Raw genomic sequence first — 14,442 nt, forward strand, 5'->3', positions numbered from 1 at the left:
GCAAATATGGTTAACTGTTCAGCGCTAAAATAGACAAAATTATATTTACTGCAGAGGTGATTTAATCAAGCTGCAAAAATATCATGTTAGAATGCAATTTGATTGCTATGAGGACATAAAATTGCTTAATCCTTCCTATTTTTTGGGTATTGATGGTGGTGGTAGTAAGTGCAAAGCGCGCTTAGAAGATGCACAAGGAAATCTTTTAGCTGAAAGTGTCGCCGGCCCTGCGAATCCTGCACGGGATCAGCAATTGGCAATGGCATCCATCCAACAGGTCAGTGAACAGGTTGTAAAGCTTGCGGGTTTACCTAATTCCGCCTTGGCAAAAACCCACACAGCTATGGGGCTTGCTGGCTTGAATTTACCTTTTTATAAAGCGCAAATGCAAGCGTGGCAACATCCATACGCTCAGTTGACCCTGAGTACTGATTTATACATTGCGTGCTTAGGTGCTCATAATAGTGATTCAGGCGCAATTGTTATAGTTGGAACCGGTAGTTCTGCGCTTGCCTGTAATCAGGGGCTGCAGTTTGAGTACGGAGGCCATGGATTTTTGTTAGGCGATAAAGGCAGCGGTGCTTGGATGGGACTGCAAACTGTGCGTTGGGCATTAGAAAGTTTCGATGGCATTGCACCATCAAGTCCATTTGTTGAGGCGGTTTTTCAGTTTTTTAATTGTTCAGATCCCGCCCAAATAGTCGAAAAATATTTAACCTCCAGTACCGCAGATTTTGCTAAATTAGCGCCATTAGTGTTCGAATATGCAGATCAAAACGATTTTGTTGCAACAGGAATTGTTAAACAAGGAGCAACTTATTTGAGCTCTTTGGCGAGAAAATTACAGACTCATGGGCCTCAACGTACCGCCTTTATAGGTGGGTTAGCCTCACGCATCCAACCTTGGTTGGATGAAGATATTCAAGGCTCTATTCAGCCACCAATTGCCGCACCAGAGTATGGCGCAATTATGTTGGCGAAAAGAGAATTTGACCTATTACATAACAGCAAGTAGCGCTCGCTGTTGTGTTTTAGCGAGAATGTAACGACCCTTTTAATCCAAGTTAACTCCAATTGAGATAATTAGGCTAATCACACAGGAATCAAATATGACTTTTTACCACGCCAGTCGATTGTTCGATGGGCAATGTATTCGAGATAATGTCAGGTTGAGTGTTGAAAACGGGGTTATACGCGGATTAGATACGAATCCCCAATCCACAGATTTACCTTTAAAGGGGTTGGTGACAGCTGGTTTTATTGATACTCAAGTGAATGGTGGTGGCGGGCTCATGTTTAATCAACAACCGAGTCTGACTACGATCAGAAAAATCAGACAAGCACACAGTTTGTTTGGCACAACAGCAATGTTACCAACACTGATTACCGACAATTTGGCCATTATGCAGCAAGCGGCAGACGCTATCGCAGAAGCGATTGCGTTAAAAGAGCCGGGAATTTTGGGCGTACACTTTGAAGGGCCTCATCTGAGTATTCCTAAGCGCGGAATTCACTCAAGTCATGAAATAAGACCGCTAAGCGAAGAGGAAATGGCGATTTTTTGTCGTCAAGATTTGGGTAAAGTTGTGGTCACTGTGGCCCCCGAAAATGTCTCAGCTGCACAGATATCGGAATTGGTAAGCTGCGGTGTGATTGTTTCTTTGGGTCACTCAAATGCTGACATTGATACTGTTCTGCAAGCCATCGATGCTGGCGCTAGTGGGTTTACGCATTTATTCAATGCCATGTCAGGCTTGGCGGCGCGAAATCCAGGAATGGTGGCTGCAGCATTGCACGATCCCCGAGTTACTTGTGGACTGATTGCCGATGAATTACATGTACACCCTTACAATTGCCGTTTAGCGTTCCAGTGCAAAGGCTGGCAGAATTTAATGTTGGTGACGGATGCCATGGCACATGTTGGGGCCGATGTTGAATCCTTACCTTGGCTGGATACGCATATTATACGTACCGGTAACAAACTCACCTTACCCGATGGCACCTTAGCTGGCTCCGCTCTGGATATGGCATCAGCAGTGAGTAATATTCATCAAAATATGGGAATAGCCTTAGAGTCAGCGCTAAATATGGCAAGTTTAACTCCCGCTCGTTTTTTAGATTGCTCAGATAGAGGTAAAATAAGTGTGGGGATGCAAGCGGATTTTGTGCTGCTAGATGATCAACTGCAATCTTTAGGGTGCTGGATTGGTGGTGTTCAGGTTACCCATGAAGGGGCTCAAATATAATCTATGCACCACCCGCGGTTATGCTTTAGTAATTTCCACATCGGTTTGAGGGACACAACTGCATGCAAGTATGTAACCTTGGTTTGCTTGTTGCTCTGTTAAGCCAGTAAGTTCGTTTATGTTCTTGACCTGACCACTATTGAGTTTGACTTTGCATCTGCCGCAAATCCCCGCTCGACAAGAGTAAGGTAAGTTTAAGCCGGCGGCTTCCCCTTGCTCTAAAATGGAGGTTTGATTGTCACCTTGGTGATTCACATTCCAGCTAGAAAAAGCGATTTCCACAGATTTTATTGCGCTCTGCTCAGTGCTCTCTGCTTGAATTGGTGATCTTCCGGCTTTTCTTGCTGGCTTCGAGCCTAGGTCAAAATGAATAGTGCGAGTTTGCCGTTCAGTGACAACCACTTCATCGTTTAGGCTTAAGTTTCCGCTATTAAGGGCAATGAGATTTTGCCCAAAAAGCACATCGCCTTTTTTATCTTTACGGTACTTTTGTAGCGTTGAAAGGGGTTCTAATTGAGGGTTTTTTTCGCCAGTAATTGGATCAACTGTTGTGAAAATACATCGCGAACATGACTTCATGATCTCAAATTCAACTTCACCTATGCGAATTTTTTTCCAATTATCTTCCTCAAATGGCGCACAATTATCGATGACTAAATTAGGCCGAAATTGACTCATTGTCACTGGTGTAGCTAAACGTGAATTTAGATCATTTAAACTTTGCTGTGAAATTACTAAAAATGGATAGCCATCAGCAAAAGATACCTCACTGTCACTGTTTTTAACCCGACGCTTTGATTGTTCGCCAAAGAACACCAATTTACATGGTTTGCCAAGAAACTGACTAAACCAGTGATCATAAATAGGATCGCAATATTGTCCATTTATGTCATCTTCCCAAACTTTCACCGTCTGATATTTTTCAGAAAACTCTGCATATTTGATAATTAATTCTGGCATTCCTGGCGCATTTAATCGCAAACCTGTTGCCGTGACCTCCGTTTGAACAAGGCACAAGGTGCTGTCGGTTCTCGCAGTGATAAAGGTGCCATTGGTTTGGGTTAATACAAATCTGCGATCAGATTCCAAACCCATTTGCTCTACTTTGCTACTGGATAAGGAAATACCTGCACAGGATTTAATAGGATAAATATTGATTTGACTAAGAGTTAATTGGGGCACAGTAGTTGTCTTATTAGGTTATGTGTTAAACATTTCGCAATTTGCATGCACTTTGAAAAATGTATTAGCACCGCTATTTGAATAACGGTGCTTAATTGTTTGTGGTTTAGTGAATATTATTCGGATGCACTATTTAAATAGTCTACAGCCAAGGATGACATCACTTTTACACCGGTCTTTAAGGCCTTTTCATTGACGTAAAAATCAGGACTGTGATTGGTTTTCATGTCTTCTTCTGGCACACCATCAGCCCCAATACCCAACATAAAATACAATCCTGGAATTTTGTCTTGGAAATAGGAAAAGTCTTCCCCAGCCATAATCACAGCATTTTGGCGCACATGTTCCTCACCAACCACTTTTTTAATTGTAGGTAGCATTTGTGCGGTCAATGCTTCGTCGTTGTAGGTGACTAAAGTTGCTGATATGACTTTAAAATCGGCTTTAGCACCAGTCAAAGAAGCAGCGGTTTCAACCGTAGATTTTAAGCGTTTTAGTAACTCTTCACGAATACCTTTATCAAAGGTACGAATAGTACCGCTCATGGAAACTTTTTCGGAGATTATATTGTGTCTCAAACCACCTTCAATAGTGCCCACTGTGATCACCGAAGGTGCCGCAGTGATGTCAAGTTGTCTGCTTGGAATAGTTTGTATTGCGGTCACAATTTGGCTGGCAGCTAAAATGGGATCTACACCTAACCAAGGCGATGAACCATGGGTTTGCTTGCCGGTTACTTCGATGAAAAAGGTGTCCACTGCTGCCATGGCTCCTTTAGGACGATATAGAATATCACCGGATTTATATGGCCATACATGCAAACCAAATATTGCTTCGGGTGCATATTTACCCTCTAACACACCTTCTTTAATCATCATTGCTGCACCACCGTCTTCATCTAGTGGCGCTCCCTCTTCAGCGGGCTGGAATATAAATTTAACAGTGCCTGGAATCTGTTCTTTTATGCTCGCCAGTACTTTGGCAGTACCCAACATAATCGCCATATGAGCGTCGTGTCCACAAGCGTGCATCACGCCAACCTCTTTACCATTGTATTGAGTTCGTTGTTTTGAAGCGAATGGTAAACCAGTTTGTTCAGTAACAGGTAACGCATCCATATCCGCTCTTAGAGCTAGTATTTTACCCGGCTTGCCACCTTTGAGAACACCTACAACGCCGGTAAAGGCAACCCCAGTTTCTACTTCCATACCAAGATCCTGTAAATAGGCAGCAACTGTTTTTGCGGTTTCAAATTCGCGATTAGACAGCTCCGGATTTTCATGGAAATGACGTCTTAACTTAATCACTTCAGCCTCAATCTCGTCACTTTTTTGGGCAATCAGAGTTTCTAAATCAGCGCTGAAAGCCTTGCTAGAAATCACTAAACTTAATAATAAAGTTATTAAATATGTTGAAAGTTTCACCCTTGTTGATCCTCTAAGTCCAATCTGTAATTCATGAGTCTACTAAATTTGGAGCGCATAATCTTGATGTTATCCAGGATTTAGTTAATAAGGGGAAACGAAACAAATTCCCAGTATTTGAGTTATCTGTGCAAGCACATGATGGGCGCGAGTATGCCTATTCAAAAAATCTTTGCTTGCTTAACGGGTCTGTAAAAACTATGAATTTTTCAGTTTGCGACGAACTAGGGGGTCTGCTGAGACAAAGTGGATAGAAGACGTTAATAAATTGTTATTCGCTGAAATTGTTATAGCTTCAACCGATTTTCTTATACGGCTAATAGCACACATGCTTATATGATTTCGGCTATTCTAAAATTAACCAATCGACAACGGAAGTAACTCATGAAAACGATGAAACGACTTGTAAGTGGCGCAGCAATGAGTATTTGTTTGCTTACTAGTGCCCAATTGGCTGCCCATGAATTGGGACTGCAATTATTTAGTTTACGTCATCAATTTGCTGAAGACCCAGCCAAAACCCTTGACCAAATCCAGCAGTGGGGTTTACATGCAGTGGAAGGTAGCCGTGATCTATATGGTTACACCGTTGAAGAGTTTCGAGCAGAATTGGATAAACGCGGTATTGATGTGGTGAGCTCAGATACCAGTTTTGAGGAACTTCGAGATAATCCTATGGCGGCGGTATATCGAGCCAAATTCTATGGTGCAAGCTATACCACTTTCTATTGGGTTCCTCATGGTGAAAATTTCCTATTTGAAGATGCGCAAAAAACCGTAGATGTAATGAACCAAGCCGGTGCGTTGCTCAAGAAGCATGGTGTGACCTTGCAATATCATGCGCATGGATACGAATATTTACCTTATAAAAATGAAACCCTGTTCGATTACATTATCCAAAATGTCGACCAAGCTAAATTTCAAATGGATGTATTCTGGACGAAACACGGTGGCATGGATCCTACCGCGTTACTTAAAAAATACCCTGGAAAATTCACTTCATTGCATTTAAAAGATCGTAAAAAAGGTACTGAAAATTCATCTAAAGGATCTGCTGACGGTGATACTAATGTCGTGTTAGGGCAGGGAGACGTGGGCATAGCTGCAGTTGTGGCGGAAGCTAAAAAGCAAGGTATCCGATACTTCTTTTTAGAAGATGAGTCGTCTCGGGTGGTTCAACAAATACCAGCGAGTTTGTCTTATTTGCAGTCTTTAGAAAAGTATTAGTAACTCGTCAGTAAACTCAAAGGCGAGTTTTGAGCGTCTCAAAACTCGTTAGTTGTATCTACTCCAGCGAATCAGCATCGTCTAACATGGTCGCTTTAATCGCCGCGTTTTGTATTTTATCTGCCTGCATTTGTTCGCGCATTTGGGAGGGATGAAATCCAAAAAATTGTTTAAATTGCTTCGTGAAATAGCTGTGATCACTAAAGCCACATTTGAACGCGATTTCAGAAATCGGAGTATCTGTTTCCACCAACATTAATCTCGCATTTTCCAGACGTACTTCGCTAATAATTCGAGTGGGTGTCTTGGATAATTGCTTTTTGAAACGTCTTTCAAGGGCGCTGACAGACAAATGGGATAACTCCGCTAACTCCTTTAATGAAATGGCCCGGTGATAATTCTTGCGAATGAAATCTAAGGGGATACGAATGCTTTCAAAATTTGCTAGTGCTTGAGAGGATTTATGAAAGTGCCGAGTGATGCCGTAAGAACCGATGATATTGTCATTTTTATCGCGCAGTGGCCGCTTTGATGTTGAAAACCAACCTAATTCTCCATCTTTAGATATATTCATTTCCAAGCGAGACGTAATTAATTCTCCTTCTAGCAGTTTTCGATCGTCCGTTATGTATTGCAGTGCTAGATGGGGATCGAAAAGCTCGGTATCGCTTTTTCCGTAAACTTGGCTTCTATGCTGAAATCCAGAGTGTTCAAGATAAGCATTGTTGGCATAAACAACACGACTTTCCCGATCTTTAATCCAAAACAGAATATCTGGAGTAAGTTCAAACACATCGACTAATTGTTTGATTTCCAGCTCTCCCATAGATTCAATCCAGAATTGTGACATAAATCCCTCAGGTGACGTCGTTAGATAAGTTCATATTATAGTATGCGCCGAAATAATTGCACTAATGACCGAATAAATTATATCGAGAAGCTTGCCTGATTGCCTATACTTGATAACGAAATGTTAATGCTTATGCGAGGGTGAGGAATTCATGGAGAACACAAGGTCATCGAGTAAAATTCGAATGGGTATGGTTGGCGGAGGTAAGGGCGCATTTATTGGTGCTATCCACCGTGCTGCCGCAAATCTAGACGGAGAGATCGAGTTGGTCTGTGGGGCGTTTAGTTCCGATTATCAAAATGCTTTAAATACTGCTGAAATGTTGAATATTCCTGCCACTCGTTGTTATGCGGATTTTAACACTATGTTTACAGAGGAGGCGAGACTGCCAGAATCCCAGAGGATGCAGTTTGTTTCTATAGTTACGCCGAATCACTTGCATTTTCCAGTAGCTAAAGCTGCATTTGAGGCAGGTTTTCACGTACTCAGTGATAAACCCGCAACCTTCACCCTAAATGAAGCAATTGAATTGAAAGGCATTATTGAAAAGTCAGGTTGTCTGTATGGATTGACCCACACCTACACCGGTTATCCAATGGTTAAAGAAGCAACTGCACGGGTAGCTAACGGCGAGCTTGGCGACATTACTAAAATACTGGTTGAGTACACTCAGGGTTGGTTAGCCAACAAAGATGATGAAGATAGCAAACAAGCCAGTTGGCGTTTAGATCCTAAGCGCGCTGGGGTGAGTTGTTGTATGGGCGACATCGGTGTACACGCGGCAAATTTAGCAGAAACTATTAGCGGTTTAGAAATTGTCAAATTATGTGCGGATTTGGAGCCTGTTGTCGACGGCAGACAACTCGATGATGACGGTACCGTGTTATTGCGTTTCAACAATGGCGCAAAGGGAGTTTTACTATCAAGCCAAATATCAGTAGGTGAAGAAAATAATTTGAATATTCGTATCTATGGAACAAAAGCTAGCCTGCAGTGGCAACAGATGGAACCCAATACCCTTTGGATGAAGTTTAACGATAAACCTAGTCAGATGATTCGTGCCGGAGTTGGTGAGTGTGCTCCTGCAACTGCGCAAAGTCTGCGTACTCCTGCGGGGCACCCTGAGGGGTATATTGAAGCTTTCGCCAATCTATATGGTCAATTTGCACAACAGATTCGCGACTTTGATGTATCAAAGCAGACGGATATTTCGGTTCAAGCGCCAGGCATAAATGAAGCAATTCGAGGAATGGCATTTATTGAAAATACCGTTGCAGCCAGCAAGTCTTCGCAAAAGTGGCATCCCTTTTTACTTGCCGATATCCAACTTTAAGGAAACAGACAATGAAACAGATTAAAGGCCCCGGTATTTTTTTAGCGCAGTTTGCCGCCGATGAGTCGCCGTTTAATAATTTAGATGATATTTGTCAATGGGCATCATCGTTAGGTTTTAAAGCGATTCAGATACCCACTTGGGATGGGCGCATTTTTGATTTACAGCAAGCAGCGATGAATCAGACTTACTGTGCAGATATTGAAGCGACCGTTGCCAAACATGGCATGGTAATTAGTGAGTTATCAACTCATTTACAAGGTCAGTTGGTTGCCGTTAATCCTGCTTACGATGAAATGTTTGATGGCTTTGCCCCGGATGAGGTGAAAAACAATCCAGCCGCACGTCAAAAGTGGGCGGTACAGCAGATGCTGTGGGCAGCGAAAGCAAGTGCTAACTTAGGGTTGACGTCTCACGCTAGTTTTTCCGGTGCTTTATTATGGCACACTATGTATCCATGGCCGCAACGACCTGCAGGATTAGTCGAACGTGGATTTGCAGAGTTGGCGAGTCGATGGTTGCCGATTCTGGATGCCTTTGATGAGGCCGGCGTGGATCTGTGTTACGAGTTGCATCCTGGTGAAGATCTGCATGATGGCGCTTCTTTCGAAATGTTTTTAGAGGCCACTAATCATCATCCTCGGGCTAATATCTTATACGATCCAAGCCACTTTATTCTGCAACAACTAGATTATTTAGCATTTATCGATTTGTATCACGAGCGAATCAAAGCATTTCATGTCAAAGACGCAGAGTTTAGACCATCTGGCCGCTCTGGCGTGTATGGCGGCTATCAAGGCTGGCTGGATAGACCCGGGCGATTTCGTTCATTGGGCGATGGTCAAATTGATTTTAAAGCAATATTTAGCAAATTGACGCAATACGGTTTTGATGGTTGGGCAGTCATGGAATGGGAATGTTGTATTAAGCATCCAGAAGACGGTGCGGCAGAAGGTGCAAAATTTATTGCTGAACATCTTATTCGTCCCACTGAAAAAGCATTTGATGACTTTGCGGGTAGCGGCAAAGACGATGAATTGAATCGCCGTATTTTGGGGCTCTAAAGTAAAATTGAAATAGTGGTCAACGAATCGTTGTTGGTTTGATCATAGGAGTAATAAGAAAAATGAATAATGTAACTCTGCGCCTAAGTTTAATGATGTTTTTACAGTTTTTCATCTGGGGAGGCTGGTTTGTCACTTTAGGGACGTTTTTGGCCAATAACTTGTCTGCCTCGGGTAGTGAGATTGGTATGGCCTTTTCGACGCAATCATGGGGAGCCATTATCGCCCCATTTATCATAGGTCTGATTGCTGATCGTTATTTCAATGCCGAAAGAATTCTAGGGGTGCTGCATTTAATCGGTGCTGTGCTGATGTATTGCCTTTATCAAGCCCCTGATTTTGCAGCTTTTTATCCATTTGTTTTAGGTTACATGATTGTTTATATGCCGACCTTAGCCTTAGTTAATTCGGTGGCGTTTTCGCAAATGCGTGACCCGTCAAAACAGTTTGGCAAAATTAGGGTGTGGGGCACTATAGGGTGGATTGTGGCTGGTTTATCGATTAGTTATTTATTTGCTTGGGATGGAAAAGAAGCAATTCAACAAGGAATGCTCGGCAATACATTTTTATTGTGCGCAGCGGCATCTCTAGTGTTGGGGCTGTTTAGTTTCATGCTACCGAAAACGCCACCGAAAAGTGCTGGTGAACGAATGGGATTGAAAGAGATCTTGGGACTTGATGCCCTCGCATTATTGAAAGATAAAAACTTTCTAGTGTTCTTTATATCTTCTATTTTAATTTGCATACCTTTGGCTTTTTATTATCAAAATGCCAACCCATTTTTGACTGAAATTGGGGTCGCGAATGCGACCGGGAAAATGACGCTAGGACAGGTTTCCGAAGTCGTATTTATGCTAATACTACCGGTCTTTTTAAACCGCTTCGGTATTAAAATTACTTTATTGATCGGTATGCTGGCATGGGTTTTACGCTATGTGTTATTTGCCTATGGAGATGCCGACAGTGGAATTGCCTTACTCTTAGTCGGTATTGCGTTACACGGTGTTTGTTATGATTTTTTCTTTGTTTCTGGACAAATATACACAGACTCCAAAGCCGGAGCTAAAGTGAAAAATGCGGCACAAGGTCTAATTACCTTAGCAACCTATGGGATTGGTATGTTAGTTGGCTTCTGGATAGCTGGCAAAATAGCCGATTCGTATGCTACTGACATTGGCCACGACTGGTTCAATATTTGGTTATTCCCAGCGGTATTCGCATTAGCGGTATTTTTACTATTTATGCTGGCATTCAAAAACGAAAAAATCGCAATCAATAACGAAGCGGGAGCCTCCGATGAAACCAACTAAACTAAGCCAACCACAAAGACGCAAGTTTGTGCAGCACCTTGTCCGTGCAATGGGACTGACCACGGCCACTGCTCTGGTATATGGCTCGAATCTTAACGTGGCAATGGGATTTCAGATTAGAACTGGGGATTTAGACGCTGCAGGAGTGTTGTTTGATAAACCCACCATGCTGACATTAAAGCATATCGCTAACACGATTTTACCGCGAACTGACACTCCTAGCGGTGCAGATTTAGATTGCCACGGATTTGTCGACCACCAACTATTTCGCTGTCACAGTGAAAAAGAGCAGCAAGTGTGCTTGGATATTATTACCCAAATAGACCAATATTCAATGGCAAATTTTAAGCAATCATTCAGTCAAATTGATGCTCAAAAGCAAGCTGAATTATTACAAGCTATTGAAGCCATGCAAGGCTTTTCCCTACCACAAAAAAATCAGTTTAAGTTTCTTAAGTCACTGATTATATTTGGCTATTTCACATCGGAAGAAGGTGCAAGCAAAATTCTTCGATACGACCCTGTGCCAGGCGGTTTTAGTGTTATTCCTTTAAAAGAGGATGACAAATCGTGGGGCAGTTTTGCTTATTATTGAGCTAGTTTGGTACTGACATAGTTTTTTGTTCGAACAAAAAAATCGCTAGGAAATGACGTGAATAATGATATTTATATAAAACAACAAGATGAAAAATTTGATGTATTGGTTGTGGGTTCTGGGATTACCGGTGGTTGGGCAGCGAAAGAGTTTTGTGAACGGGGTTTCAAAACTTTGATGATCGAACGTGGCCGAGTGGTTGAACACCGCAAAGATTATGTCGCTGAAGGTAAGCCGGTTTGGGATTATGAAAATCGTAGCAAAGTAGATAATCTGCTAATTGAACAACAATACAAAATTCAAAAAGATTGTTATGCATTTCACGATGGTACTAAACAATTTTTTGGCAATGACCGCGATCTCCCCTATGAAACAGCTGATGGTACTGATTTTCGCTGGATACGGGCAAATCAATTAGGCGGTAAATCTTTGTTGTGGCATCGGCAAAGTTATCGCATGTGTGAAGACGATTTTTTAGCTAACAAACGTGATGGGGTTGGTAATGATTGGCCGATTCGATATCAAGATATTGCAGATTGGTATTCTTATGTTGAAACCTTTGCTGGCATCAGTGGTAGCAAAGAGAATTTGTCTAACCTACCCGATGGTGAATTTTTACCGCCCTTTGCTATGACGGGCCCAGAAAAAGCGTTGAAAGCAGCAATAGAGAAGGCCTTTCCCGGACGTAATTTAATAATGGGACGAACGGCTCACCTGACCAAACCCACTACTTTGCATCTATCTCAGGGGCGAGTGCAATGTCAGACCCGTAATGAATGCCAAAAAGGCTGTTCGTTTGGGGCTTATTTCTCGACACAAAGCTCAACTTTGCCAGCAGCAGCAAAAACCAATAATTTGAGTATTGCCGCAAATAGTGTTGTACATAGCTTAATATATGATGAAAAACGCAATCGTGTTGTTGGGGTTAGAGTGATCGACAACGATGATCTGTCTACCCGTGAGTACTTCGCCGATGTGGTGTTTTTGTGTGCAAGTACCATTGGTAGTACCCAAATTATGCTCAATTCTACTTCTAAGAAATTTCCTAATGGTATTGCTAATTCGTCAGGTGTGTTAGGCCACTACTTAATGGATCATAACTATAATGCCCGCGCCACTGGGGATATTGAAGGTTTTGAGGACGAGTATTATAAAGGCCGACGGCCTTCATCTTGTTATATGCCAAATTTCCAAACCAGACCTGAGTTATACCGTAAGGGCTATTTGCGCGGGTTCGCCTATGGCATTAATACCTATCGCGCTGATTGGCGTGGCAAAAGCCAACAAGATGGCATTGGCAGTGAGTTTAAAGATCAGTTAACTCAACCGGGTAAATGGGGCGTTGATTTTTCTGCGCAAGGGGAAATGTTGCCACATTTTGATAATCAAATGTCATTACACCCAAGTAAAAAAGATAAGTGGGGGATGCCACTAATTAACTTTAACGTGCAATATCGAGAAAATGAAAAAGCTATGATGGATGACGCCGCCGAAATGGGCGCTGAAATGTTACGGGCTGGTGGATGTACTAATGTCAAAAGCGGCACTAGCTATGATTTACCCCACCGTGCTCCAGGTATTGCTATTCATGAAGTTGGCACCGCGAGAATGGGACGAGATCCGAAAACCTCTGTATTAAATCAATATTGCCAAAGTCATGATATTCCTAATTTATTTGTCACCGATGGTTCGGCATATTGCTCTTCAGGTGTGGTTAATCCATCACTCACCTTTATGGCGTTAACTGCTAGGGCTGTGGATTATTGTGCTAAGGAAATTAAAGCACAGCGTTTGTAGTTTAAGACGCTAACGACTATTTGGGGTTGCTTGATAGCGCCATGTCCCTCAAAATAGCCGACTTAGCATCTAATAAACTGACAGGGGATAAAATGGCCAATTGCTGCAGTGAAAAATCCTGTGAAATAGAAGCGCTCAGGGATAAACAAGGTAAGACGTTAAAGATAGTGCTGGCTATCAATGCGATCATGTTTGTTGTGGAATTGACTGCTGGGTTGATGGCAAATTCAGTGTCGTTAATTGCAGATTCTTTAGATATGCTGGGCGATGCAATGGTTTACATTTTTAGCATTTATGTGATTGCTCGCGGGGCAAAAATGAAAGCCATATCCGCCATGTTTAAAGGCTCGATTATGGCTGTATTTGGTTTATTTGTTTTAGCCCAAGCAATTTACAGTATCATAGTTCCTCACTCACCCACATATGAAGCGATAAGCCTGTTTGGTTTCATCGCCTTATTAGCCAATGGTGTATGTTTGGCATTGCTTTGGAAACACCGCGCGGAAGACATTAATATGAGTTCGGTATGGTTATGTTCACGCAATGACATTATCGCCAATATTTCAGTTATTTTTGCTGGTGTTGGGGTTTGGTTAACTAGCTCCGGTTGGCCAGATATCGTGATCGGTCTAGCTTTAGCCTGCTTATTCTTACAATCCGCTGCACAAGTCTTAAAAGAATCAATTAGCGAGTATCGCACCGCCCAATCCTGAATATTGTGCCGACGTCTGTGTAGCATGGCCTTTAGGCCATGGAATATCTCAAACACATTGCGGGACTAAAGCCGCCGCCTACAATACAAAATCCCGTAGCATGGCCTTTAGGCCATGGAATATCTCAAACACATTGCGGGGCTAAAGCCGCCGCCTACAATGCAAAACCCCGTAGCATGGCCTTTAGGCCATGGAATATCTCAAACACATTGCGGGGCTAAAGCCGCCGCCTACAATACAAAATCCCGTAGCATGGCCTTTAGGCCATGGAATATCTTAAACACATTGCGGGGCTAAAGCCGCCGCCTATAATACAAAACCCCGTAGCATGGCCTTTAGGCCATGGAATATCTCAAACACATTGCGGGACTAAAGCCGCCGCCTACAATACAAATCCCTGTAGCATGGCCTTTAGGCCATGGAATATCTTAAACACATTGCGGGGCTAAAGCCGCCGCCTACAATGCAAAACCCCGTAGCATGGCCTTTAGGCCATGGAATATCTCAAACACATTGCGGGGCTAAAGCCGCCGCCTACAATGCAAAACCCCGTAGCATGGCCTTTAGGCCATGGAATATCTCAAACACATTGCGGGACTAAAGCCGCCGCCTACAATGCAAAACCCCGTAGCATGGCCTTTAGGCCATGGAATATCTCAAACACATTGCGGGGCTAAAGCCGCCGCCTACAATGCAAAACC

At 42.7% G+C, this 14,442-nt stretch carries 12 protein-coding genes; 9 read left to right on the forward strand and 3 right to left on the reverse strand.

The genetic code is table 11. The features are described from left to right. Nucleotides 1-121 precede the first annotated feature (121 nt). Both Q4567_RS13605 and nagA read left to right on the forward strand, forming a co-directional pair. Nucleotides 122-1,015, forward strand: a complete 894-nt coding sequence (locus Q4567_RS13605) for a BadF/BadG/BcrA/BcrD ATPase family protein (protein ID WP_303500755.1) — start codon at nt 122-124, stop codon at nt 1,013-1,015. A gap of 94 nt (nt 1,016-1,109) precedes the next feature. Beyond that, nucleotides 1,110-2,246 (forward strand): N-acetylglucosamine-6-phosphate deacetylase, encoded by a 1,137-nt coding sequence (nagA, locus tag Q4567_RS13610; RefSeq protein ID WP_303500757.1) that lies wholly within the window; start codon nt 1,110-1,112, stop codon nt 2,244-2,246. A gap of 18 nt (nt 2,247-2,264) precedes the next feature. Here the strand turns inward: nagA and Q4567_RS13615 are convergent, their stop codons facing one another. Continuing rightward, nucleotides 2,265-3,428, reverse strand: a complete 1,164-nt coding sequence (locus tag Q4567_RS13615) for a YcbX family protein (RefSeq protein WP_303500758.1) — start codon at nt 3,426-3,428, stop codon at nt 2,265-2,267. A gap of 116 nt (nt 3,429-3,544) precedes the next feature. Continuing rightward, complete coding sequence (locus Q4567_RS13620; RefSeq protein ID WP_303500760.1) at nt 3,545-4,852, reverse strand: amidohydrolase; 1,308 nt, start codon at nt 4,850-4,852, stop codon at nt 3,545-3,547. Between the two features lie 384 nt (nt 4,853-5,236). Here Q4567_RS13620 and Q4567_RS13625 point away from each other — a divergent pair, with 384 nt between their 5' ends. Next, nucleotides 5,237-6,079, forward strand: coding sequence for a sugar phosphate isomerase/epimerase (locus tag Q4567_RS13625; protein ID WP_216048719.1), 843 nt, complete (start codon nt 5,237-5,239; stop codon nt 6,077-6,079). Between the two features lie 58 nt (nt 6,080-6,137). Here Q4567_RS13625 and Q4567_RS13630 read toward each other — a convergent pair whose 3' ends face one another. Beyond that, nucleotides 6,138-6,929, reverse strand: a complete 792-nt coding sequence (locus Q4567_RS13630; RefSeq protein WP_303500761.1) for an AraC family transcriptional regulator — start codon at nt 6,927-6,929, stop codon at nt 6,138-6,140. Nucleotides 6,930-7,080: 151 nt separating this feature from the next. Between Q4567_RS13630 and Q4567_RS13635 the strand changes: the two genes are divergently transcribed. The 6 genes from Q4567_RS13635 to Q4567_RS13660 all read left to right on the forward strand — a co-directional run bounded on the left by Q4567_RS13635 (nt 7,081) and on the right by Q4567_RS13660 (nt 13,741). Beyond that, complete coding sequence (locus Q4567_RS13635; protein ID WP_303500762.1) at nt 7,081-8,262, forward strand: Gfo/Idh/MocA family protein; 1,182 nt, start codon at nt 7,081-7,083, stop codon at nt 8,260-8,262. Between the two features lie 11 nt (nt 8,263-8,273). Next, on the forward strand, nt 8,274-9,326 hold the full coding sequence (locus Q4567_RS13640) for a sugar phosphate isomerase/epimerase (protein ID WP_216048720.1): 1,053 nt from the start codon (nt 8,274-8,276) through the stop codon (nt 9,324-9,326). A 62-nt stretch (nt 9,327-9,388) separates the two neighbouring features. Continuing rightward, nucleotides 9,389-10,636, forward strand: coding sequence for a nucleoside permease (locus Q4567_RS13645; protein WP_216048721.1), 1,248 nt, complete (start codon nt 9,389-9,391; stop codon nt 10,634-10,636). Then, nucleotides 10,623-11,231: a gluconate 2-dehydrogenase subunit 3 family protein gene (locus Q4567_RS13650; protein WP_303500763.1), complete on the forward strand. Its 609-nt coding sequence runs from the start codon at nt 10,623-10,625 to the stop codon at nt 11,229-11,231. The genes Q4567_RS13645 and Q4567_RS13650 overlap by 14 nt, the downstream gene beginning before the upstream one ends. 57 nt (nt 11,232-11,288) lie before the next feature. Beyond that, the gene (locus Q4567_RS13655) at nt 11,289-13,028 is read left to right on the forward strand and encodes a GMC oxidoreductase (protein WP_303500764.1); all 1,740 of its coding nucleotides are present in this window, start codon (nt 11,289-11,291) and stop codon (nt 13,026-13,028) included. 92 nt (nt 13,029-13,120) lie between these two features. Beyond that, entirely contained in the window at nt 13,121-13,741 is a 621-nt protein-coding gene (locus Q4567_RS13660) for a cation transporter (protein ID WP_303500766.1), read from the forward strand. The last annotated feature ends 701 nt before the right edge of the window (nt 13,742-14,442 follow it).

The organism is Aliiglaciecola sp. 2_MG-2023, from assembly GCF_030548145.1.
Classification (GTDB): domain Bacteria; phylum Pseudomonadota; class Gammaproteobacteria; order Enterobacterales; family Alteromonadaceae; genus Aliiglaciecola; species Aliiglaciecola lipolytica_A.

Coding starts and splice junctions, on each gene's coding strand:
- nagA (WP_303500757.1), top strand. CDS start 1,110: ATGACTTTTTACCACGCCAGTCGATTGTTCGATGGGCAATGTATTCGA.
- Q4567_RS13625 (WP_216048719.1), top strand. CDS start 5,237: ATGAAAACGATGAAACGACTTGTAAGTGGCGCAGCAATGAGTATTTGT.
- Q4567_RS13630 (WP_303500761.1), bottom strand. CDS start 6,929: ATGTCACAATTCTGGATTGAATCTATGGGAGAGCTGGAAATCAAACAA.
- Q4567_RS13635 (WP_303500762.1), top strand. CDS start 7,081: ATGGAGAACACAAGGTCATCGAGTAAAATTCGAATGGGTATGGTTGGC.
- Q4567_RS13640 (WP_216048720.1), top strand. CDS start 8,274: ATGAAACAGATTAAAGGCCCCGGTATTTTTTTAGCGCAGTTTGCCGCC.
- Q4567_RS13645 (WP_216048721.1), top strand. CDS start 9,389: ATGAATAATGTAACTCTGCGCCTAAGTTTAATGATGTTTTTACAGTTT.
- Q4567_RS13650 (WP_303500763.1), top strand. CDS start 10,623: ATGAAACCAACTAAACTAAGCCAACCACAAAGACGCAAGTTTGTGCAG.
- Q4567_RS13660 (WP_303500766.1), top strand. CDS start 13,121: ATGGCCAATTGCTGCAGTGAAAAATCCTGTGAAATAGAAGCGCTCAGG.